25 protein-coding genes and 1 pseudogene are annotated in these 19,422 nt (G+C 72.6%); 11 read left to right on the top strand and 15 right to left on the bottom strand.

The window, feature by feature from the left end:
• Positions 1-188: 188 nt before the first annotated feature.
• The 7 genes from OTB16_RS35805 to OTB16_RS35775 form a co-directional block, all read right to left on the bottom strand.
• Positions 189-395 carry a hypothetical protein gene (locus OTB16_RS35805; protein ID WP_267726669.1) on the bottom strand — a complete coding sequence of 69 codons (207 nt, stop codon included), beginning with the start codon at positions 393-395 and terminating at the stop codon, positions 189-191.
• Positions 395-571, bottom strand: a complete 177-nt coding sequence (locus tag OTB16_RS35800) for a hypothetical protein (protein ID WP_267726668.1) — start codon at positions 569-571, stop codon at positions 395-397. The genes OTB16_RS35805 and OTB16_RS35800 overlap by 1 nt, the downstream gene beginning before the upstream one ends.
• Positions 572-684: 113 nt before the next feature.
• Positions 685-1,683 (bottom strand): transcriptional regulator, encoded by a 999-nt coding sequence (locus OTB16_RS35795; protein ID WP_324290927.1) that lies wholly within the window; start codon positions 1,681-1,683, stop codon positions 685-687.
• 210 nt (positions 1,684-1,893) lie between these two features.
• Entirely contained in the window at positions 1,894-2,538 is a 645-nt protein-coding gene (locus OTB16_RS35790) for an HAD family hydrolase (RefSeq protein ID WP_267726667.1), read from the bottom strand.
• Positions 2,539-2,611: 73 nt separating this feature from the next.
• A complete protein-coding gene (locus tag OTB16_RS35785; RefSeq protein WP_267726666.1) occupies positions 2,612-2,899 on the bottom strand; it encodes a hypothetical protein in 288 nt (95 codons plus the stop codon).
• Positions 2,900-3,292, bottom strand: a complete 393-nt coding sequence (locus tag OTB16_RS35780) for a hypothetical protein (protein WP_267726665.1) — start codon at positions 3,290-3,292, stop codon at positions 2,900-2,902.
• A 13-nt stretch (positions 3,293-3,305) separates the two neighbouring features.
• Positions 3,306-3,524 (bottom strand): hypothetical protein, encoded by a 219-nt coding sequence (locus OTB16_RS35775; protein ID WP_267726663.1) that lies wholly within the window; start codon positions 3,522-3,524, stop codon positions 3,306-3,308.
• Positions 3,525-3,767: 243 nt separating this feature from the next.
• Between OTB16_RS35775 and OTB16_RS35770 the strand changes: the two genes are divergently transcribed.
• Positions 3,768-4,022, top strand: coding sequence for a DUF5133 domain-containing protein (locus tag OTB16_RS35770; protein ID WP_267726662.1), 255 nt, complete (start codon positions 3,768-3,770; stop codon positions 4,020-4,022).
• 120 nt (positions 4,023-4,142) lie between these two features.
• A complete protein-coding gene (locus OTB16_RS35765; RefSeq protein WP_267726660.1) occupies positions 4,143-5,360 on the top strand; it encodes a phospholipase D-like domain-containing protein in 1,218 nt (405 codons plus the stop codon).
• Here the strand turns inward: OTB16_RS35765 and OTB16_RS35760 are convergent.
• Positions 5,351-5,791 carry a luciferase domain-containing protein gene (locus OTB16_RS35760; protein ID WP_267726659.1) on the bottom strand — a complete coding sequence of 147 codons (441 nt, stop codon included), beginning with the start codon at positions 5,789-5,791 and terminating at the stop codon, positions 5,351-5,353. The two genes, OTB16_RS35765 and OTB16_RS35760, sit on opposite strands and share 10 nt — an antisense overlap.
• 332 nt (positions 5,792-6,123) lie before the next feature.
• Here OTB16_RS35760 and OTB16_RS35755 point away from each other — a divergent pair, with 332 nt between their 5' ends.
• From OTB16_RS35755 to OTB16_RS35740, 4 genes are all read left to right on the top strand, one after another.
• Entirely contained in the window at positions 6,124-6,594 is a 471-nt protein-coding gene (locus tag OTB16_RS35755) for an ATP-binding protein (protein WP_267726658.1), read from the top strand.
• 325 nt (positions 6,595-6,919) lie between these two features.
• The gene (gene bla, locus OTB16_RS35750) at positions 6,920-7,834 is read left to right on the top strand and encodes a class A beta-lactamase (RefSeq protein WP_267726656.1); all 915 of its coding nucleotides are present in this window, start codon (positions 6,920-6,922) and stop codon (positions 7,832-7,834) included.
• 121 nt (positions 7,835-7,955) lie between these two features.
• A complete protein-coding gene (locus OTB16_RS35745) occupies positions 7,956-8,240 on the top strand; it encodes a hypothetical protein (RefSeq protein WP_267726655.1) in 285 nt (94 codons plus the stop codon).
• Between the two features lie 88 nt (positions 8,241-8,328).
• The gene (locus tag OTB16_RS35740) at positions 8,329-9,942 is read left to right on the top strand and encodes a phospholipase D family protein (protein WP_267726654.1); all 1,614 of its coding nucleotides are present in this window, start codon (positions 8,329-8,331) and stop codon (positions 9,940-9,942) included.
• Between the two features lie 348 nt (positions 9,943-10,290).
• Here OTB16_RS35740 and OTB16_RS35735 read toward each other — a convergent pair whose 3' ends face one another.
• Positions 10,291-12,027 carry a BCCT family transporter gene (locus OTB16_RS35735; RefSeq protein WP_420717870.1) on the bottom strand — a complete coding sequence of 579 codons (1,737 nt, stop codon included), beginning with the start codon at positions 12,025-12,027 and terminating at the stop codon, positions 10,291-10,293.
• A 179-nt stretch (positions 12,028-12,206) separates the two neighbouring features.
• On the opposite strand from OTB16_RS35735, the gene OTB16_RS35730 reads away from it, so the two are divergent.
• The gene (locus OTB16_RS35730; protein ID WP_267726651.1) at positions 12,207-12,515 is read left to right on the top strand and encodes a chloride channel protein; all 309 of its coding nucleotides are present in this window, start codon (positions 12,207-12,209) and stop codon (positions 12,513-12,515) included.
• A gap of 166 nt (positions 12,516-12,681) precedes the next feature.
• A complete protein-coding gene (locus tag OTB16_RS35725) occupies positions 12,682-14,016 on the top strand; it encodes an ion channel protein (RefSeq protein ID WP_267726650.1) in 1,335 nt (444 codons plus the stop codon).
• Positions 14,017-14,267: 251 nt separating this feature from the next.
• On the opposite strand, the gene OTB16_RS35720 is transcribed toward OTB16_RS35725, so the two are convergent.
• Positions 14,268-15,011, bottom strand: a complete 744-nt coding sequence (locus OTB16_RS35720; protein WP_267726648.1) for a L,D-transpeptidase family protein — start codon at positions 15,009-15,011, stop codon at positions 14,268-14,270.
• A gap of 308 nt (positions 15,012-15,319) precedes the next feature.
• Here OTB16_RS35720 and OTB16_RS35715 point away from each other — a divergent pair, with 308 nt between their 5' ends.
• The gene (locus OTB16_RS35715) at positions 15,320-15,970 is read left to right on the top strand and encodes a hypothetical protein (protein WP_267726647.1); all 651 of its coding nucleotides are present in this window, start codon (positions 15,320-15,322) and stop codon (positions 15,968-15,970) included.
• Positions 15,971-16,089: 119 nt separating this feature from the next.
• Here OTB16_RS35715 and OTB16_RS35710 read toward each other — a convergent pair whose 3' ends face one another.
• Together OTB16_RS35710 and OTB16_RS35705 are read right to left on the bottom strand one after the other, a co-directional pair.
• Positions 16,090-16,293, bottom strand: a complete 204-nt coding sequence (locus OTB16_RS35710; RefSeq protein ID WP_267726646.1) for a cold-shock protein — start codon at positions 16,291-16,293, stop codon at positions 16,090-16,092.
• A 221-nt stretch (positions 16,294-16,514) separates the two neighbouring features.
• Positions 16,515-16,853: a helix-turn-helix domain-containing protein gene (locus OTB16_RS35705; RefSeq protein WP_267726645.1), complete on the bottom strand. Its 339-nt coding sequence runs from the start codon at positions 16,851-16,853 to the stop codon at positions 16,515-16,517.
• A 523-nt stretch (positions 16,854-17,376) separates the two neighbouring features.
• Between OTB16_RS35705 and OTB16_RS35700 the strand changes: the two genes are divergently transcribed.
• Together OTB16_RS35700 and OTB16_RS35695 are read left to right on the top strand one after the other, a co-directional pair.
• A complete protein-coding gene (locus tag OTB16_RS35700; protein ID WP_267726644.1) occupies positions 17,377-17,610 on the top strand; it encodes a hypothetical protein in 234 nt (77 codons plus the stop codon).
• Between the two features lie 276 nt (positions 17,611-17,886).
• On the top strand, positions 17,887-18,279 hold the full coding sequence (locus tag OTB16_RS35695) for an ATP-binding protein (RefSeq protein ID WP_267726642.1): 393 nt from the start codon (positions 17,887-17,889) through the stop codon (positions 18,277-18,279).
• Between the two features lie 160 nt (positions 18,280-18,439).
• Here the strand turns inward: OTB16_RS35695 and OTB16_RS35690 are convergent, their stop codons facing one another.
• The 3 genes and pseudogenes from OTB16_RS35690 to OTB16_RS35680 all read right to left on the bottom strand — a co-directional run.
• Positions 18,440-18,748 (bottom strand): SCO5918 family protein, encoded by a 309-nt coding sequence (locus tag OTB16_RS35690; protein ID WP_267726641.1) that lies wholly within the window; start codon positions 18,746-18,748, stop codon positions 18,440-18,442.
• 48 nt (positions 18,749-18,796) lie between these two features.
• The gene (locus OTB16_RS35685) at positions 18,797-19,201 is read right to left on the bottom strand and encodes a CBS domain-containing protein (protein ID WP_267726640.1); all 405 of its coding nucleotides are present in this window, start codon (positions 19,199-19,201) and stop codon (positions 18,797-18,799) included.
• Between the two features lie 47 nt (positions 19,202-19,248).
• Positions 19,249-19,422 (bottom strand): annotated as a pseudogene (locus tag OTB16_RS35680) (DEAD/DEAH box helicase); the annotation flags it as partial.

Genomic DNA, 19,422 nt, shown 5'->3' with positions numbered 1-19,422 from the left:
CAGAACACGGCGGCGATGATCAGGATCTGCCTCTGCCACTCGGTCACGGCGCGGCCGCCGTCTTCCGCCGCACTGCGGGTCGCCCGGCAGGTGCGCGTGCTGATTCGGTCGGACCCCCGACGCGGAGTGCACGACTACCTCGTTGGCCTCGCCGCGGATGACGCGGTCGCAGTAGCAGCAGATCCGCATCACGCCACCGCCGGCGGTGGCGGGCACGACCACACCTCGTAGGCGATGACCCGGGCACCATGCCGGGTGGAGATCGACCCGCGCGGAACGGCCCCGAACGTCAGCCGCTGCCCGCAGGCGATGCAGGCACGGCCCGCGGTCTGGTCCCAGGTCAGACTGTCCACAGCGGGCAGCGGCGCATCCTGGCAGAGGGCTGCAGTCACCATCACGACTCACCCCCGGCCGCAGCGGGGTGCCCGGCGGCGCACCGCTGAATCGGCCACGTCTTCTCGAAGCCCCGCACGGCGACCTCACCGGCCGGGACGAGGTCGGCCGAGACGGCCCCGCAGTCCCAGCAGGCCTCACCGTGCAGGCGGGCGATGCTCACATCGCCGGCGGACACAACCGGTTGGGTACTCACAGGCCGTCCCATCTGCTCGTCTTGTGCGGACAGACAGATGATGGGCCGGGGCAAGGGGCGCAAGTGCTACACCCTGTGGTACCCCGAGTGCTTGACTACACGGCGCCGATCCACTCCGCGAACGCTGTCAGGGACTCGGCGTCCGCGCGCTTCAACCGGCGGATCTTCTCGATGTCCTCCCGCGCCCACGGGTGCTCGCGAACGTGCTGCGGCGCCAGCCGCCGAGCGACCTTCAGAGACTCGAACGCATCGTCCGGTCGGCCGGACCACAACTGTGCGCGGCCGAGCTCGACGTAGAACCCAGACCGGCGCTCGGCGGGGATCTCTGCGCCCGGCTTCCACTCACGGGCGACGGCGAGGGCTGCGGCGACGTGGTCCCCGCCCAGCGATACGGCGACGGCGACCTCGTGGATTCGTACGCTCGACGGGCCGAAAGCGGTCCCCGCATAGACGCCCTCCTCCAGCCCGGCCGCGAAGCCTGCGGCGTGCCGCAGGTGCTCCCGCGCGCACGTCGCCGCGCCAGCCCGAGCGGCGACCACCGCGGTCCGCATGTGCAGTGCACCCCGGGCGGCCGCCGCGCGGTCGGTGTCCGGCGCCGGAGCCGCGCCGAGCGCCAGTTCCAGCGCGGCCTGCCCGGCCCGGTACGCGCGCGCGGCAAGGAACGTCTCGGCGCGAACGTACGACACAACGACACTGACGTTCGGATCGCCAGCCTGCCCAGCCGCCCACCGCATCACGTCAATCAACCGGGCCGAGAGGTCGTGCGCCCCGAACTTGTACGCCACCGCGTCCGCGCACCGCGCCGCGGCCACGACGGTCCGAGCCGCGGCCGCTCGGGCCGCGCCCGCCGCGTGGTGCAGGTGCGCCAGCGCCTCACCCAGCAGCCTCGGCGCGGCCACCGCGATGAGACCGTACTGGGCAGCCAGCCGCCACGACACCGCCGTGTCGACCTCCCGGCGCAGCTGGAGCAGCGGCCCAGTGGGAGGGTCCAGCGGAATGTCGTAGCCTGCGATCGCCGCCGACACCGCAGGCAGGACCGCGTGAACACGGTGCGCGGTGCCGGCATAGGCGTGATCCAGGCGGGCCGCGTCCACCGCGAGCGCTACGGCAAGAGCCTCCAGCGTGGACGGGCTCGGCGCGCGGGTGCCCTGCTCAATACTCCGCGACCATGCTCAAGGAGACGTGCGCGGCGCGAGCGAGGTCGAGCTGGGTCATGCGTCGGGACTGGCGACGCGCGGCGACGCGCTGCCTGATGTGGTCAGCCATGCAGGCACCGTACCGCGCGCGCAACAGGCCGTCTGCCGCTACTGCTTGACGATGTCCACCAGATCGTGGAGCGTGTCGATCGACCAGTCGGCTGTCGCCCGCACGTCCAGGTCGTCCGCCCACCAATGACCCCACGGCCCCCGGCGCAGGTGCGCCGTTCGCAGCCCGGCCAGCGCGGCGGGGAAGATGTCGTTGGCCGGGTGGTCCCCTACGTACAGCGTTTCCGCCGCGGCAGCCTCGGCCTCCGCCAGCACGCGGGCGAAGAACGCAGGGTCCGGCTTCGACACGCCCCAGTCCCCGGACACAGTCACCGCGTCGGCAGGCAGGTGGAGCGCCCGGAGCATCGCGCCGACCTTCGGTGACTGGTTGCCCGCGATGACGACGCGGGCACCGGCCGTCCGGACCGCGGCGAGCGCGGGCCGGACGTCGTCGTAGAGGTCGCTCTCGTCGAGCAGTTCGCCGCGGCCGGCAGCTTCACGGGCCGCGTACTCGGCCGGGACGTCGAGGCCGGGGCGGACGAGGCGGAGCGCGTCCGCGTTGTCCCGGCCCTCCGCGACGGCCGCGCCGACGAGCGCCGACAGAGTGTGGCGGGGTACGTCCAGCCAGTCGGCCCAGGCCGCCCAGTACCGATCGTCGCGGGTCAGGGTCTCGCCGATGTCGAGCACGACGGTCCGAATGGTCATGGGGGCAGCGTAGCCACCGGGCCCGGTTGCACGTAGGCGCCCCCTCCTGGGCGGGGAGGGGGCGCCGCGCCCGCTACTTGCCGACGCTCTCCCGCATCTTCTGCTCGTCGAACCGGCCGTTCTCGTCGGACCAGCCGAGCCGCTCGACGGTTGCGCTCATGACGATCGTCCCGTAGTCCCCCTCCTTCACGTCCTTGCAGGCGGCCGGCTTGCCTGTCTCGCCCTCAGGCCGCTCGACGAGAACCTTCCGGCAGGACTTCACAGTGACGATCAGGCCGATGCCGTATGCGATCCAGCACAGGCCGGTGCCGCCCAGCGCCAGGCCCCGCCACTGGAGGTGCCTCCACAGGGCGGCCCGCACTCAGACCACCTGCGGCGCGGTCGCCTTGACCGGGCTCGACGTCTCGATCGGGAGCCGGGCCACCGGCGCCTCGACCTGATCGTGCGAGACGAAGGCCAGGACCGCGGAGACCAGACTCATCCAGCCGGCCTGCTCGGTCGCCGAGAGGTCGAGGCCGAACCCGACGAACAGGGCGAGCGCCGCCTGCGCGAGCTGGAGGATCGCCGCTCCGGCGGCGCCGGTCTTCAGCACGATCGCGGAGGCGACCGCGACTGCGCAGGCGAGGAACGTGTTGACAAGGGTCTGCTGGAACTCGGTGACCTCCCAGCCGTACGCCGCGGCCAGCTTCAGCGTGACGGCGATGACGGCGATGACGGCGAGAAGGTAGACGGGCTCGCGTCCGGAGATGCGCATGGTGGTGGTCCTTTCAGCCGCGCAGCGCGCGGTCGTAGGCGACGTACTGGGCGAACTCGGCGTCCCCGTCCGGGCCGGTCGGGATCGTGTACTGGATGGGCGGGAAGCCCCACCGCTTGTACTCGCCGGCGGTGATCTGCCGGATCAGGCCGCTGCTCCAGCAGCCGAAAACTTCCTTGCCGGTGCCCTGGTTGGGCTGGCCGCGTACGAGGAGGTAGATGTCCGCGGGCATGGGGACGGTGGGCAGGGAGGGGGGCGGGACCCGCCCAGAGGCTCTCGACCGTCCCCGCGGGGGCCGAAGTGCCGTACGCGCGCGGGTCCGACGTCCAGCGCCCGTCCCTCCGCCCGACCCTGCGCGCACTCTTCCGCCCACCCCGCCGCGGATCGGTTGCCGCGGATCGGTTCCGGAACCGCGCGCATGCGCGCCGCGCTACGGGGCAGCTGCGTAACACACTCCGTAGAAAGGCAGTCCCCCGTGCTGAAGCCCGCACCCGCCGTCCTTCGCCGCCTGCTGTCCCGATACGCCGACGCACGGATCACGCTGGCCCTCGAGGACTCCCCGGAGGTGCGCCTCGAGCTGGAGAACGTTTCGTTCACCCTGTGCGTGGCAACCGCGACCCGGAACATCAAGGACGCCCTGGCGGCCGCCGACGACATGCTGGCGGCCGCGCCCTGTGCCCCGGCCGCCGCCACGACAGCGGGCGCGCGGGCCGGTACGGCCGCCGCCTGACCTGACGGCGGCACGTTCCGGCCCGCCCCCGCTTCCCGCGGCGAAGGGCCGGGAACCGTCGCCGCCGGCGTCGGATAGGGTCCTGGGCGGCAAGAGACCCTGAACCGAGGAGCGCGCGGCATGACCGACGGAAAGCAGCCGCTCGGCGGCGTACTGGAACGGCCGGCGGGCGCCCGCACGGCGGACGAGCGGATCCGGCGCATCCGCCGGCGTCTGGAGCGGCTGATCGGCATCGCCGCCACCGAGGGGAACACCGTACGGCCGCTCCGCAACGGGGACGAGATCTTCGCGGCGATGCTGGACGCGATCGGCTCGGCCCGCCACACGGTCGACATGATGACGTTCGTGTACTGGAGGGGCGACATCGCGCGGCAGTTCGCCGAGGCCCTGACCGGCCGGGCCCGTGACGGAGTCCGGGTGCGGCTGCTGCTGGACGGCTTCGGCAGCCGTCTCATAGAGCAGACCCTGCTGGACGAGATGAAGGAGGCGGGCGTCGAGGTCGCGTGGTTCCGCAAGCCGCTCTACCTCTCGCCGCTCAAGCAGAACCACCGCTGCCACCGCAAGGTCCTCGTGGTCGACGAGCAGACCGCCTTCACCGGCGGCGTCGGCATCGCCGAGGAGTGGTGCGGCAACGCGCGCAACCCGGGCGAGTGGCGGGACACGCACGTCGAGGTGCGCGGCCCGGCCGTCGACGGCATCGCCGCCGCCTTCGCCCAGAACTGGGCCGAGTGCCACGCTGAGCTCTTCGACGACCGCGACCGGTTCGTCAGCCACGAACCGAGCGGCGGCGCCATCGTGCAGGTGGTCCGCGGTTCGGCCAGTTTCGGGTGGCAGGACATGCAGACGCTGATACGCGTGATCCTCGAATCGGCCGAGGAGCGGGTCCGCCTGGCGACCGCCTACTTCGCCCCCGACACCTACTTCATCGACCTGCTCTGCGCCACCGCCCGCCGCGGCGTCGAAGTCGAGATCCTGCTGCCCGGACCGCACACCGACAAGCGCGTGTGCCAGCTGGCCGGCCAGCACCACTACGAGGCGCTGACCGCCTGCGGCGTGAAGATCCACCAGTACCAGCCGACCATGATGCACGCCAAGATCGTGACCATGGACGGCGTGGTGTCCCTGATCGGCTCGACGAACTTCAACCGCCGGTCGCTGGACCACGACGAAGAAGTGATGCTCGCCGTGATGGACGCCGAGTTCACGGCGACCCTCGACTCGCACTACGACGAGGACCTCGAGGCGAGCGACCTGATCCGCCCGGGACGCTGGAAGCGCCGCTCGGTGCTCCAGCGCGCCCGGGAGACCGCGGTGCTGCCCATCCGCCGCTACCTGTAGCAGCTCCGCCCGCTCGTCTCGTCACCCGGGACGTCCGGGTGACGGATGATGACCGGGGCCGGGCTCCCCTGACGCGTACAGGGGTCCCGGCGCGGTCCTCGTACGTCCGGCTCTGCCTCGGCCCGGGTGGCGGCCTGGAGCGCGGCGCTGACGAGGGTGGCCAGCAGGTCGATGTCGGAGTCGATGTCCAGACGTACCGTCACCCACTCCGACCCGGTGCGCAGATGGACCGCGGTGGATCCGGCGAGGGCCGGCTCCAGTTTCGCGATCATCGCGCGGGTCAGGTGGACGTCAGCCTCGTGATCGCCGTGGAAGTGGACGATCTCCTGTGAACCGGCGTTGAGGCCGAGCCCACTGCCGCACGGGGTGCGGCCTTCGCTGAGTGCAGGCCAGCTCATGAGCTGTTCACTGGCGTGCCTGGCTGTGTTCATGACCCGAGCCTGCCCGGCCGGAGACCCGCACCACAAGAGCGCTGACTCAATCCCTCCCCCGTACCGCGCGATTCGGCCGCGCCCGGGGACGTCGCGCCGTCCCCGGGCGGTGCGTCACTCGGCCGGAGGGGTTTCGAGCGCGGCCTGGCGGTCACACGCGCAGAGGTAACGGTCCGCGAGGAAGGACTCCACCATGGCAACGATGATCCTGCTGATCGCGCCGATGCTGCTGGCGCTCCTGCTCGTCAAGCGCCGGGGCGGTCACCACGCCCGCCACCGGGCCGGACGGACCTGAGGAGCACGTGCCGAAAGGCCTGAACCAGGGAAATGAGGTGGGTGCCTTGTCGCTCCGTGCGGTGGGCTGGGCCAAGTCGTTCCCCATCTACCGAGGGCCGGGTTCGGCCCGCCGGTGGAGCCTGGAGCACTTGGAGGCCCTGAACTGGACCGAGGACTCTCCCGATGTCGTCCACTCCGTCCTGCTGACGGTGTCGGAGCTGGTCACCAACGCGCACGTCCACGCGCGCAGCAGTGCCCAACTCGTCCTGACCTGGGACGGGGAGTGCCTGCACGTCAGCGTCGCCGACTCCGATCCCGGCCTGCCGGCTCCGGGCGGAGCCTCGGACGAAGCGGTCTCCGGCCGGGGTCTCGCCATCGTCGACGCCCTCGCGGACCGCTGGGACGCCCACGCCTTCCACGGCGGCAAGACCATCACGGCCTGTTTCCATCCGCCGGGCCGCCCGGACCCGCACCGCGGCACCGACCCGGCCGGCTCGGGCCACCTGCGCCCGCACGGTCCGGGCTGAGCCCGCGGTCCGGCGGGGCGGGCCGCCCGGGCCACCGCGCTCAGGAACGCCTCGCGCGTGCTCACCTTGGACGGCCGCCCCCTCACACTCGGCGGCCGCCTCGTCGACGTCGAACCCGACCGGGTGGTGAGCGAGGCGGAGGCCGCGGCGGCCCGGCTGCGTACCGCCTCCTGAGCGGTGTGCCCCGGCCGGACGCGTGAGTCGGACGGTGGCGGAGTGAACCGCCGGGGCAGTCCGCGCGTCTTGTACTCCATACGTGGTCAGTCATACGGGATACGACCCGGCCGGCCGAGGCTTCCGAGGCCGCCGCAGAGGAGAACGCATCGTGGAGACAGTACGAGCCCACCCGTCCCGCCGCGCGGTCCTGGCCGCCGGCGCGGGCACCCTCGCCGTCCTGGCCTCGAGCGGCACGGCCTTCGCCGCGCCGCCGGGCCGAAAGGGGGTCCTGCGCGAGCTGCGCGCCCTGGAGCGCGAACACTCCGCCCGCCTGGGCGTGTTCGCGCGCGACACCGGCAGTGGCCGGACGGTTCTGTACCGCGCCGACGAAACCTTCCCGATGTGCTCGGTCTTCAAGACGCTCGCGGTCGCCGCCGTCCTGCGCGATCTGGACCGCGACGGGGAGTTCCTCGCGCGGCGCATCCGGTACACCGAGCGGGACGTACGGGTCTCCGGGTACGCCCCCGTCACCGGCCGGCCCGAGAACCTGGCCGACGGCATGACCGTCGAGCGGCTGTGCGCGGCGGCGATCTGCCAGAGCGACAACGCGGCCGCCAACCTGCTGTTGCGCGAACTCGGCGGTCCGCGCGCCGTCACCCGTTTCTGCCGCTCGGTGGGCGACGGCGTCACCAGGCTCGACCGCTGGGAGCCGGAGCTGAACTCGGCGGAGCCCGGCCGGCTGACGGACACCACCAGCCCGCGCGCCGTCGGCCGGACCTACGAGCGCCTCGCGCTCGGTGACGCGCTCGCGCCCCGGGACCGGGAGCGGCTCACGGGCTGGCTGCTGGCCAACACGACCAGTACGGAACGCTTCCGGGCGGGGCTGCCCGCGGACTGGGTCCTGGCGGACAAGACCGGCGGCGGCTCGTACGGCACGAACAACGACGTGGGCGTCGCCTGGCCGCCGCACGGGGCGGCGCCGGTCGTCATGGCCGTCCTGACGACCCGGCCCGAGCCGGACGCCGCGGCGGACAACCCCTTGGTGGCCCGGACCGCCGCCCTGCTGGCCTCTGCCCTCGGCTGACGGGCGTCCCGGGGCCGGGCGTGAGCCGAACGGGGCTCGTCCCCGCTGCGGGCGACCGGGTTGCACCGCTTCCGCCGCCGGCCGCTGAACACTGGTGGGCCACCCACCGAAAGGACCGGCCATGGCGAACGTGCGGCGCATCGGCGATGTCGAGACGCGGGAGATCGAGGTGTTCGAACTCGAACTGGACGAGGCGGGGCGGGCCGCGATGCGCGCGAACCCGGACGCGCACGTCAGGGAGGCGCTGGCGGGCGAGATCAGCCACATCAACGGCGTCTCCATCGACGTGCAGGTCCTCGACGACCTGACCAGCGGCACGGCCGTCTCCGGTGGCCCGTACGTCGTGCACCACACCGTCAGCGGACGGTGGGAGTCGTGGGTCGAGGTCACGAACCCGAAGCAGTAGCCGCTCCCGCGCCGGCGTGCCGCCCCGTTCGCGTCGGCATGGGACCGCGCGGACGGGGTAGCCGCCGTACGGAGGGAAGGGACGTGCAGTGAAACTCTCCGACTGGTTGCTGACCGCAGAAGAGCGCGGCAACCCCGCGACATGCCTGGACCGCCGTAGACCGGACGGAGCGGCCTGGTCCCACGGCAACCACGTGCGGCCGCTGGTCCACGGCAGGACGTACTTCGCGGAACTGCTCGCCGCGATTCGCGCGCAGGGGCCGGGCGACCTCCTCCTGTTCACCGACTGGCGGGGCGACCCCGACGAACGCCTGGACGGCGAGGGCACCGAGATCGGTGCGGTGCTGGCCGCCGCCGCCGAGCGCGGCGTGATCGTCAAGGGGCTCATCTGGCGCTCCCACCTCGACGGGCTCCAGTTCAGCCAGACGGAGAACCGCCACCTCGGCGAGGAGATCGCCGCGGCGGGCGGCGAATGCCTGCTGGACATGCGGGTGCGCCCCGGCGGGTCCCACCACCAGAAGCTCGTCGTACTGCGCCACCCGGACCGGCCCGCGGCGGACGTCGCGTACGTCGGCGGCATCGACCTGTGCCACGGCCGCAACGACGACGCCTCCCACCACGGCGACCCGCAGGCCATCCCCTTCGCCGAGGCGTACGGTGACCGACCTCCGTGGCACGACGTCCAGCTCGCGGTGCGCGGGCCGGCCGTCGGCGACCTCGAGGCCGGTTTCCGCGAACGGTGGGAGGACCCGTCGCCGCTCAGCCGCAGCCCCCTGACGCGGATGCGGGAGATCGCCCACCGCGAGGACACCGAAGCCGACCCCCTGCCGGCGCAGCTTCCCGATCCGGAGCCCTGCGGGAACCACACGGTCCAGGTGCTGCGCACGTACCCGAACCGGCTGTTCCGCGGCTATCCCTTCGCCCCCGACGGCGAGCGCAGCATCGCCCGCGGCTACCTGCGGGCCGTGGGGCGGGCCCGGTCGCTGATCTACCTGGAGGACCAGTACCTGTGGTCCCCGAGCGTGGTGGAGAGCTTCGCGCGGGCCCTGGCGGCCCATCCCGGACTGCACCTGGTCGCCGTCATCCCCACCGTCCCGGAGCAGGACGGGCGGCTCACGCTGCCGATGAACCTGGTGGGACGGATCGCCGCGCTGGACCGGCTGCGCAAGGCGGGCGGCGATCGGGTCGCGGTGTACGGGCTGGAGAACCACGCCGGAACTCCGGTGTACGTCCACGCGAAGGCGTGCGTGATCGACGACGTGTGGGCGGCGGTCGGTTCCGACAACATCAACCTCCGCTCCTGGAGCCACGATTCGGAACTCGGCTGCGTCGTCCTGGACGAGGACGCCGACCCGCGCGCGCCGCACGACCCGGCCGGTCTGGGGGACGGCGCGCGCGTCTTCGCCAGGGAACTGCGGCTGCGCCTCGCGCGCGAACACCTCGACGAAGCCGAGCCCGCTCCGGGCGCCCCGGATCCGCTCTGCGACCCGCTGCACGCCTTCGACGCGTTCGCGGCGGCCGCCTCGGCGCTGGACGCCTGGCACGACGGCGGCCGCCAGGGGCCGCGGCCGCCGGGCCGGCTCCGCGCGTACCGGCCGCCGGACCTGTCGCCGCTGGCCAAGCGGGTGTCCATGCCGTTCTACCGGCTGCTCGTGGACCCGGACGGCAGGCCCATGCGGCTCCGCCTCCGCAAGGCGTTCTGAACCTGCGGTCCTCGCGGATCCCGAGCGGGACGCGTTCCGCGCGCCTCGCCGCTGGGGTGGGGCGGCCGTCGCGAGGTTCAGCGGCCGCAGGGGCCGGCCGTCGCGAGGGTCACCCGCCGTAGGGCTCGGCCGTCGGCGCGCTCAGTCGCCGTTGGCGGAGAAGTGCTGGTAGTCGGGACAGGCGACGAGGCCGAGCGGCTGGCCCGTCACCGCGCGGCGGTGGTGGAGTCCGTACGGCGGATCACCGCGGCGCCGCGCCCGGGGACCCGCTGAGGAACCCTCCCCACGCACTCCCGCCGGGGGCGCCGGCCGGCCGGACGGGACCATGACGACACGGCCCGGCGGCTGTCAGTGCGGCCGCTCGACCGGCGAGGGCCGCGTTCCGTCCGGTTCCGGTCCGGTGCCGGGCCCGATGCGGATCTCGAAGTCCCCGTCGTACTCCTTGTGGCCCGCGACCACGGCCTGGGCGACGGCCTCCTCGCCCATCTCCCCGCGCACGATCAGCGGGTCCCTGCGAAGGTCCCGCATGAGGGCCACGCACATGCCGATCATGACCAGCGTGAACGGCGCCGCCACCAGGATCGTCAGGTTCTGCAAGCCGGCGAGCGCGTCGCCCTTGCCGTTCCCGATGAGCAGCATGATCGCGGCGACGGCCCCGGTGACCACGCCCCAGAAGACGACCACCAGTCGGGCCGGTTCGAAGACGCCCTTCTGGGAGAGGGTGCCCATCACGATGGACGCCGCGTCCGCGCCCGACACGAAGAAGATGGCGACGAGCACCATCACCAGCAGGCTCATCACGGTGGGGACGGGAAACTGCTGGAGCACCCCGAAGAGCTGCCCCTCCGGCGTCGTCTCGCGGCCGAGTTCGCCGCTCTCCTGGAGCTTCATCGCCGTACCGCCGAAGACGGCGAACCACACCAGGCTGACCGAGCTCGGCACGAGGATGACGCCGCCGATGAACTGGCGGATCGTACGGCCGCGGCTGATCCGGGCGATGAACATGCCGACGAACGGCGTCCAGGAGATCCACCAGGCCCAGTAGAAGACCGTCCAGCTGCCGAGCCAGTCGGCGACGTCGCCCGCGCCCGTGGCCTCCGTACGGCCGATGAGCTGGGGCAGGTCACCGATGTAGGCGCCCACCGAGGTGGGGAGCAGGTCGAGCACGATGATGGTCGGCCCGGCGATGAACACGAACACGGCGAGTACGAGCGCGAGCACCATGTTGATGTTCGACAGCCACTGGATGCCGCGCTCCACGCCCGAGACCGCGGAGGCGACGAACGCGACGGTCAGCACGGCGATGATCGCGACGAGCAGACCGGTGCTGACGGCGTCCATCCACCCCAGCTCCTGGAAGCCGCTGCCGATCTGCAGGGCGCCCAGGCCCAGGGAGGCGGCGGAGCCGAAGAGCGTGGCGAAGATGGCGACGATGTCGATGACGCGGCCCGCGGCGCCGTGGGCGTGCCGGGCGCCGATGAGTGGCTCGAAGACCGCGCTGATCGTCTGGCGGCGGCCGCGCCGGAAGGTGCTGTAGGCGATGGCGAGTCCGACGACCGCGTAGATCGCCCACGGGTGGAGCGTCCAGTGGAAGAGCGTGGTGGCCATCGCCGTCTGCATGCGCTCGGCGGAGTCGACGGGGTGCGTGCCGGGCGGGGGTGTCTGGTAGTGCGACAGCGGTTCGCTCACGCCGTAGAACATGAGCCCGATGCCCATGCCGGCGCTGAACATCATCGCGACCCACGACACGGTGCGGAACTCGGGGGCTTCCCCCTCGCGGCCGAGGTGGATGCGGCCGTAGCGGCTGACGGCGAGCCAGAGCGCGAAGACGACGAAGGCGGTGGCGGCGAGCATGAAGGCCCAGCCGCCGTTGTGGATGAGCCCCTTCAGCAGTCGGCTCGACACGCTTTCTAGGGAGTCGGTGGCCAGGGCGCCCCACAGCACGAAGGCCAGGGTCAGGCCCGCCGTGACGCCGAAGACCACCTTGTCGGTTCGGGAACGAGGGCCGGCCGGCGGATCGTGCGACAACGAAGTCACCTTCCACGAATGACCGAAAACTGGGCATTTCGGTATGCACACCGGCATACCATGCTTCGCGCTCGGAATCGATCTCCTGGGGACGCTGGTGCGCGGATGTCGCGGACCGTACGCCGCCGCATTCCGGGCCGCGTTGGCCCAGTCGGGCAAGGTTCGGGCGCGGCCGCGCCGATGTCCGGGGCGACGCGCGGGCGGCGGGCCAGGCTCTGACGGACGCGAACCACGGCTTGGCGGAGGTCAGTACATGCCCGGCGCTCCCCGCGTCCGGCCGCCGCGCCACGGGCTCGGGTGCGCCGGGTGACCCCCACGACGGATCCGGCGCCGCGTCCTTCGCGATCGTCGGCATGGCGGCGCCGTTCACCGCGGCCGTCCGGGCGCCCTTGACGGGCATCGTGCTCGTCGTCGAAATGACGGGGGCCACGTCCCTGCTGGTCCCGCTGCTCACCGCCTGCTTCGCCGCGACACTGACCGCCGACCGGATGGGCAGCGTGCCCGTGTACGACAGCCTGCGGCTGCGGATGCTCGGGCGGCCGTGACCCTCGGGCGGGGCCGGAGCCGGGTACGTCCCCACGGCCCCAACCCCGGCCCCGGACGCGGCCCCGGCCACGGCACGGCCACGGCTCCGGCATCCCCGGATCGCCCCGCCGTCGCGGTGAGCACCCCTCCGTCACGCGTACACGCCACCATTTGACATGGTTTCAGATGATTCACCGCTACGTTGATCCGGTGACCGTCCCCGCACAGCCCGCCGCGCCCCCTCCGGCCTCCCCCGCCAGGGCCCTGCTCCCCCTGATCCTGCCCGCCCTCGTCATCGGAGTGGGTTCCAGCCTGCTGCTGATCGGCGTGAGCGGGGCGGCCGGTCTCCTTGAGGACGTCCTGTGGAAGACCCTGCCCGACGCCCTCGGCGTCGGTCCCTGGTCCGTCGCCTGGATCCTGGCCGTCCTGACCGCGACCGGTCTCGCGGTCGGGCTCGTGGCGTGGAAGGTCCACGGGCACGCCGGCCCCGACCCCGCGACCACGGGTCTGGTGGACGCCCCGCTGCCCCTGGGCGTGGTTCCCGGGCTGCTCGTCGTGACCGGACTGGCCCTGGCGGGCGGAGTGAGCCTGGGCCCGGAGAACCCGATCACCGCCGCGAACATCGCCCTCGCGTACTGGCTGGGGCGGCGGCTCGCGCCCGGCAGTCCGGCGCAGGTGTGGGTGGCGCTGGGCGCGGCGGGTACGGTCGGCGCGCTGTTCGGCACCCCGGTGGCGGCCGTGCTGATCCTCACGGAGTCGATGGTGTCCGCGCCGCGGCCGGCGACCCCGACGGCCCCCGGCGAACGCGCGCCCACCCTGTGGGACCAGCTCTTCGCCCCGCTGATCGCCGCGGGAGCGGGCGGAGTGACGAGCGTGATGCTCTCCGCGCCCAGCTTCCACCTGCCGCTGCCGCCGTTCTCCAACCCGCGCTGGCCCGACCTGATCGCCGCGCTCGTGATCTCCTCGGCCGGGGCGGCCCTGGCCCTGGTCGCCGTCTGCGCCTTCCCCTACGTCCACCGTGCCTTCCACCTGCTGCCGCACCCGGTGCTCGCACTGACCCTGGGCGGCCTGGTGCTGGGCCTCCTCGGGGCGCTCGGCGGCAAACTCACCCTGTTCAAGGGGCTGGAGGAGATCGGAGTCCTCGCCTCCGATCCGGGGGCGTACTCGGCCGGTTCGCTCCTCCTGATGACCGTGGTGAAACTGGCCGCCGTCCTGGTGGCCTGCGGGTCCGGGTTCCGCGGCGGCCGCATCTTCCCGTCCGTCTTCGTGGGGGTCGCGCTGGGTCTGGCCGCGAACGCCTTGGTGCCCGCCGTGCATCCGGCGGTCGGCGTGACCTGCGGGGTCCTCGGGGTCCTGCTGGCCGTCACCCGGCAGGGCTGGGTGAGCCTGTTCACCGCCGCGATCCTCGCCCCGGACCCGGGCCTGCTGCCGCTGCTGTGCGTGGCGCTGCTGCCGGCCTGGCTGCTGGTCAGCGGCCGGCCGCAGATGCAACTCGACTACTCGGGCGCCCCGCTGCGCTGACCGCTCCCCCGGCCGGTCCGTCGTACGCGTCGCTCGCAGCGCCTCCCCGGCGCGACGCGGCGAGCGGGTTCGCGCCGCCCTCGACGCCTCCGCCGGGGCGCCGCCCTGACGACCGTACCCACCCCGCCGGACAGGACGCGCTCGACCGCCTGCGCGCCGCGGACTGTCTGGTCGTACCGCTGGAGGGCGGCCTCCACCGCGTGGCTGCTCCGGACGGCGCCGCGCCGACCCCCGTGTCCGCCTGACCGGTTTCAGCGGCGGAGGGAGTCCGCGTCGCCCATGACGATGACGGGGCGCCGCTCGGGGTCGAGCCAGCGCAGCAGTTCGCCCATCTGCGGTTTCGCCAGGGAGACGCAGCCCTCGGTGGGGCCGTTGTGGTCGACGTGCAGCCAGATCCCGCCGCCCCGCCCCTCGCCGAGCGGCCGTGTCCGGTTCAGGGGCGAGGTGCCCGGTTCCCGGTTGTAGTCGATCGCGACCACGTAGTCGAAGGAGCCGGCGAGGGGCTCGCCCAGCGATCCGGTACCGCCGATGGTGAAGGCGGATCCCTGGTCGTACGGGAGCCGGGTCCCCGGATCGTCGAGCAGTCCGCCCGCGCCGGTCAGTCCGTAGACCCCGACGGGCGAGCGCAGATCGCCCTGGGTGTGGTGGTCGGTCCAGCCCCGCCGCCCGTTGTGCGCGGGCCAGCCGGACCCGGAGAGCGGCGCCGGGGTCCAGCCCCCGGCTGCGTCGCGCTCGTACAGGGTCACCGTGGACGTGCCGGAGTCCGGGTCCCGGCCGGTGACCACGACCGCCTGCCGCGCGTCGCCGGGGACGCCTCCCCTGGTCAGGGGTCCGAGTCCGGGTATCTCGGCGGCGCGCCCTCCCTGCGCCACGGCAGCACGTCCGGTTCCGGCACCGGGGGCCGGCGCGGCCGCTGGCGTTCCGTCACAGCCGGGCAGGGTGGTGAGGGCGGCCAAGGCCAGGACGGCGGCGGGCAGGGCGCGGCGCGCATGCATGGGTGCGGGGGCCTTTCATCGGGTCGGGCGGGGCGGGCCGGACGGGCGGGTTCGCGGCGAGGGCCACGGCACGCCGCCCGTGGGGTCGGCTGCCCCGGCCTCGGCGAAGTACGCCGCCGCCGCGCCCCGTTCGTCCCCGGACGGTGACGGCGACGGATCGGCGCACCGGCGGGCCCGGCGGGGCATGCCCGCCCCGCGTCGGCCGATCGGTGTTTCGCGGAACATTCATATCTCCGGGTGAGGGCGGGCCCCGGGGCTACTCGGCCGGGCCCGGCCCGGACATCACGCCGGCCCGCGGCCACCTCGAAGTGTCCTTCCAGCGCGGGGACATCACCGATCCCGGCGTGCTGGCCAAGCTGGACGTGCCGTCGTACGACAACGTGATCGTCATCGGTGAGATGGGCCCCGGGCCCGCGGCGGCGCCCCGCCTCGCCCCCGGAACGGGTAGGGCCCCGGGTACGGGGCCACCCGGACCGGAATCCGAGACCGGGACGGAGATGGACGACAGGACACTGGTCACGCTGCTGCACCTGCGGGCGATCGGGGACGCCACCCACCGGGACCTCTCCCTCACCACCGAGATGTCCGACGACGGCAACCGCCTGCTCGCGCCCGCCCGGGAGGGAGCCGACTTCATCGTGAGCGGTCGGATGATCAGTCTCCTGATGACACAGATCTCGGAGAGCCGCTACCTGGCCGACGTCTTCGAGGAGCTGTTCAGCGCGGAGGGGAACGAGCTCTACCTGAAGCCGGTCTCGGACTACGTCCGGGTGGACCGCGAGGTCGCGTTCGCCACGGTCGTGGAGTGGGCGCTGCGCCGCCGGGAATGCGCGGTCGGATACCGGCTGCGCGCGGACGCCGCCGCCGACCCCGGCCACGGCGTGCGGATCAACCCCGACAAGCGGCAGCGGGTCCGCTTCGCCGAGGGCGGCCGGCTCATCGTGCTCGCCGAGAGCTGAGGGAGCCCTGCGGATGGACGTCCGCGGCTGCCGGATACGCCTCAGGGCCGCACGGCTCGCGCCGCGCGGCCCTGAGGCGTGTACCCGTGGTGCCCCTGAGAATCAGGCGGACCCGGTGATCAGGCGGGGGTGATGTTCTCCGCCTGCGGGCCCTTCTGGCCCTGCGTGATGTCGAAGGTCACGGCCTGACCCTCCTGGAGCTCGCGGTACCCGGAGGCGTTGATCGCCGAGTAGTGGGCGAAGACGTCGGGGCCGCCGCCGTCCTGGGCTATGAAGCCGAAGCCCTTCTCCGCGTTGAACCACTTCACAGTGCCCGTAGCCATAGCAATGCCTTCCAGTCGATGATCGTCGCCCACCGGTGCGGGAAACGGAGGTGATCGCCCTGGTCCACAGGCACAACTCAGCAGAACTGCCCACACCAAGGAGATGCGGGCAGAAGGCACTTCGAACCACGACAGCTACCGGCACGCTACACGGACGGTACGCACCGTCACCAGAGGAAGCGGCCACTCAACATCGGTACGCCACACTCCCCCGCCGAGCGTCAGGCATGTGGGGAACCCGCCGCGCGGCGGTACTCGACATTGATGCGCTGCGCTTCCTCTAGCTGGTCCTCGAGGATGACGATGCGGCAGGCCGCTTCCACCGGGGTGCCCTGGTCGACGAGTTCCCGCGCACGCGCCGCGATCCGCAGCTGGTACCGGGAGTAGCGCCGGTGGCCGCCCTCGGAGCGGAGCGGGGTGATCAGGCGGGCCTCTCCGAGTGCGCGCAGGAAACCTGCGGTGGTTCCGAGCATCTCGGCGGCCCGGCCCATGGTGTAGGCGGGATAGTCGTCGTCGTCCAGGTGACCGCCGAGCGGGCCTGTGGGGTTCTCTGCTGTCATCTGCACCTCTGTCGAAACTTTCACGTAAGGCCTCGGGGAACGCATGGAGGGGCCCTGGTGCCGTGTGGCACCGGGGCCCCGAAGAAATTCAACACCATCTGTCGGCCCTGGTGCTGCGCCGACCTTCTGTTTCCGCCGTCTCGCCCCCGAAGAAGCGTGGCGGCCCCTGATCACCGCGGGCCACCCGGTACGGCAGTCAGCCCCGTCACCGTCGTGCGAACACATGGCTCCGGTACTCCACCGCCGCACCGATCTGCGGGTACGCCTGTCCGGCAGATCAGCCTGCCGGGCCGTTCAATCTTGGCTACGTGAGAAACCATAACCAGGCGGCCGCGCAATGTCTACTCCGGCCACCATAGGTTTCGCACGTTCGACGGTGAGTGATCCGACTTCAAACGACGAGGGAAATGCGGGCACGGAAGACACCGCACACGCACATCCGATCACACAGCGTGTTTCAAGGAGTCGCGAGCGGTAACACTGGGTGAGGAGAAACGCAGTCGACCGCAGGGAGGCGGGACACATGTCCGTGGGTACCGTGATCATCCTCAGCGTGGTGGCGACGATCATCGCCGCTCTCGTACTCGCTCCACCGGTGACGCCGCCCCGGGCGGACGGACGACCGGGCAGGCGGGAGCTCCGGCCGGAGCAGCACGCCGGCCGGCACCGGAGCACCGACGCACCGCGCCTGCCCCGGCGCCGCCTCCGGACGGTGCCCGAGCCGCGCTCGGGCCGCTACCGCCGCACCGCGGGGTGACAAATACGCCCCGCCCCACACGACTTCGGGCATCCCGGCACATGGCCCCCGCGACGCGGGGTACCCGAAGGGCGGGGCACGAAGCACGCTTGGCCCGGTCCATGGCGGCGCGCCCGTGCGGTGGCCGCGTCGAGGACGCCGGAGGCGGGACGCCGGCCTCGCCCCCTCCCCCGTTCCGGTACGGACCGGATCGCATCGGGTCACATCGCCGGGCAGGGTCCGGGCAGGGTCCGGGCAGGGTCCGGCCACGGACGATCCAGAGAGCAGGTGAGCCTGATGAACACGACGAACACCAACGCCAGCATCGTCCGCTCCACGTCGGCCGTCGCCGGCGCACGGGACTCCGTCAGGGCGTTCCTCGGCGGGCTGCGGCAGCCGTCTGTCGACCAGGACTCCGCAGACAGCGTCGTCCTGGTCGTGTCCGAACTCGTCACGAACGCCCTGCGTCACGGCGGCGGTGCCTGCACGCTGGACCTGACCGCGCACCCCGACAGCATCGAGGTGGCCGTTCACGACGCCAGTCCACACGCGCCGCGCATGCGCGTCCCCGATCTGCACGGCGGCAACGGGGGTTTCGGCTGGCCCATGGTGAACCACCTGGCCCGCGCCACCGCCGTCACACGCCGGACCGGCGGAGGCAAGACCGTGAGCGCACTCTTCGCCCGATAGCCGCGGAGCCGCGCGGGCAGGGGGGCGGCAGGCAGGCCGGCCAGCCGAACGAGGGCCACCGGCTGACCGGCTGACGGATCATGCGATGAGGGCCCGACCGGCGTGTGCCGGTCGGGCCCTCATCGTGATGCGTTGCTCTGGGCTCTCGCCCGTACGCCGGTCAGACGGCCGCGGGGGCGCCGATCATCGCGGCGCGCCCCAGGAGCGGGCCGGCGACGGGCGCGGGCACGGCCTTGGCGACGGTGCGGCAGGTGAAGCCGAGCTGCGTCATGGCCCGGAACACCTCACCGGCGCTGAAGTCGCGACGGTCCTGACGGGTGATGACCTCACCCACCTGCTTGACCGGGTACTGGCGGCGGCCGATGATCACCGATTCGGCGGTGACCAGCTCGGGCTTGATGCCCTTCATCGATTCCAGCACGCCGCTCTTCGTCAGGTCGAACGGGAAACGGGCGATGACACAGCGCATGATGCCTCACAGGGAGAAGGGGAGGGCGGTCCGGCCGGGTGAGGCGGTTCAGCGGGTGAGAGCGAGGACGCCGAGGGCGCTGCCGTGCTCGTCGACCACGGGCAGGGCCCGCAGCCGCCGGTAGCGCATGGCGTGCTCGGCTTCGGCCATCGTGGTGCGGGTCGAGGTCAGGGGCCCGAGGTCCCCGGCGAGGTCACGCAGCCGGATCCGGTCCGTGTACCCGGCGCTGTCGCGCAGGGCGGTGAGCCGTGCCCGGGTGACCAGCCCGGTGCACTCGCCGTACTCGTCGCAGACGAGCAGGTGCCCGGCGCGGGCACTGGCCATCACGGCGAGGGCCACCTCGACGGTCATGTCGTCGCAGACCTGCGGTCCGGCGGCGGCCATGGCGTCGGCCACGGTCCTGCGGACGGGGTCGGCGTGCGCGGGGCGGGGCTGCGTCTGAACCAGCGTCACGAGATGCCTCCTGCGGAGATGGGCCGGCTTCCGGATCACAGGGCCTTTCAGGCCGCCGCGTCGAAGGAGGACTGTCGCTGACCGGTCCGCCGCTGCTCCTGTGCGGGGCGGCTGCGGCGTCCGCGGGAGGAGGCGGCGCTGCGCTTGGGGCGGTCTGAGGCGGGGTTGGTGATGGTGACGGGGATCCCGGAGGGGGTCTGTGCGCCGGTGATGCGGTTGAG

Source organism: Streptomyces antarcticus (assembly GCF_026627255.1).
Classification (GTDB): Bacteria; Actinomycetota; Actinomycetes; order Streptomycetales; family Streptomycetaceae; genus Streptomyces; species Streptomyces antarcticus.
Note: the sequence above shows the minus strand (reverse complement) of the source record. Positions and strands in the feature narration are given on the sequence as shown.

Coding starts and splice junctions, on each gene's coding strand:
- OTB16_RS35805 (WP_267726669.1), bottom strand. CDS start 395: ATGGTGACTGCAGCCCTCTGCCAGGATGCGCCGCTGCCCGCTGTGGAC.
- OTB16_RS35790 (WP_267726667.1), bottom strand. CDS start 2,538: ATGACCATTCGGACCGTCGTGCTCGACATCGGCGAGACCCTGACCCGC.
- OTB16_RS35780 (WP_267726665.1), bottom strand. CDS start 3,292: ATGCGCATCTCCGGACGCGAGCCCGTCTACCTTCTCGCCGTCATCGCC.
- OTB16_RS35775 (WP_267726663.1), bottom strand. CDS start 3,524: ATGCCCGCGGACATCTACCTCCTCGTACGCGGCCAGCCCAACCAGGGC.
- OTB16_RS35765 (WP_267726660.1), top strand. CDS start 4,143: ATGACCGACGGAAAGCAGCCGCTCGGCGGCGTACTGGAACGGCCGGCG.
- OTB16_RS35760 (WP_267726659.1), bottom strand. CDS start 5,791: ATGAACACAGCCAGGCACGCCAGTGAACAGCTCATGAGCTGGCCTGCA.
- OTB16_RS35745 (WP_267726655.1), top strand. CDS start 7,956: ATGGCGAACGTGCGGCGCATCGGCGATGTCGAGACGCGGGAGATCGAG.
- OTB16_RS35735 (WP_420717870.1), bottom strand. CDS start 12,027: ATGCCGGTGTGCATACCGAAATGCCCAGTTTTCGGTCATTCGTGGAAG.
- OTB16_RS35725 (WP_267726650.1), top strand. CDS start 12,682: ATGATTCACCGCTACGTTGATCCGGTGACCGTCCCCGCACAGCCCGCC.
- OTB16_RS35720 (WP_267726648.1), bottom strand. CDS start 15,011: ATGCATGCGCGCCGCGCCCTGCCCGCCGCCGTCCTGGCCTTGGCCGCC.
- OTB16_RS35710 (WP_267726646.1), bottom strand. CDS start 16,293: ATGGCTACGGGCACTGTGAAGTGGTTCAACGCGGAGAAGGGCTTCGGC.
- OTB16_RS35705 (WP_267726645.1), bottom strand. CDS start 16,853: ATGACAGCAGAGAACCCCACAGGCCCGCTCGGCGGTCACCTGGACGAC.
- OTB16_RS35700 (WP_267726644.1), top strand. CDS start 17,377: ATGTCCGTGGGTACCGTGATCATCCTCAGCGTGGTGGCGACGATCATC.
- OTB16_RS35695 (WP_267726642.1), top strand. CDS start 17,887: ATGAACACGACGAACACCAACGCCAGCATCGTCCGCTCCACGTCGGCC.
- OTB16_RS35690 (WP_267726641.1), bottom strand. CDS start 18,748: ATGCGCTGTGTCATCGCCCGTTTCCCGTTCGACCTGACGAAGAGCGGC.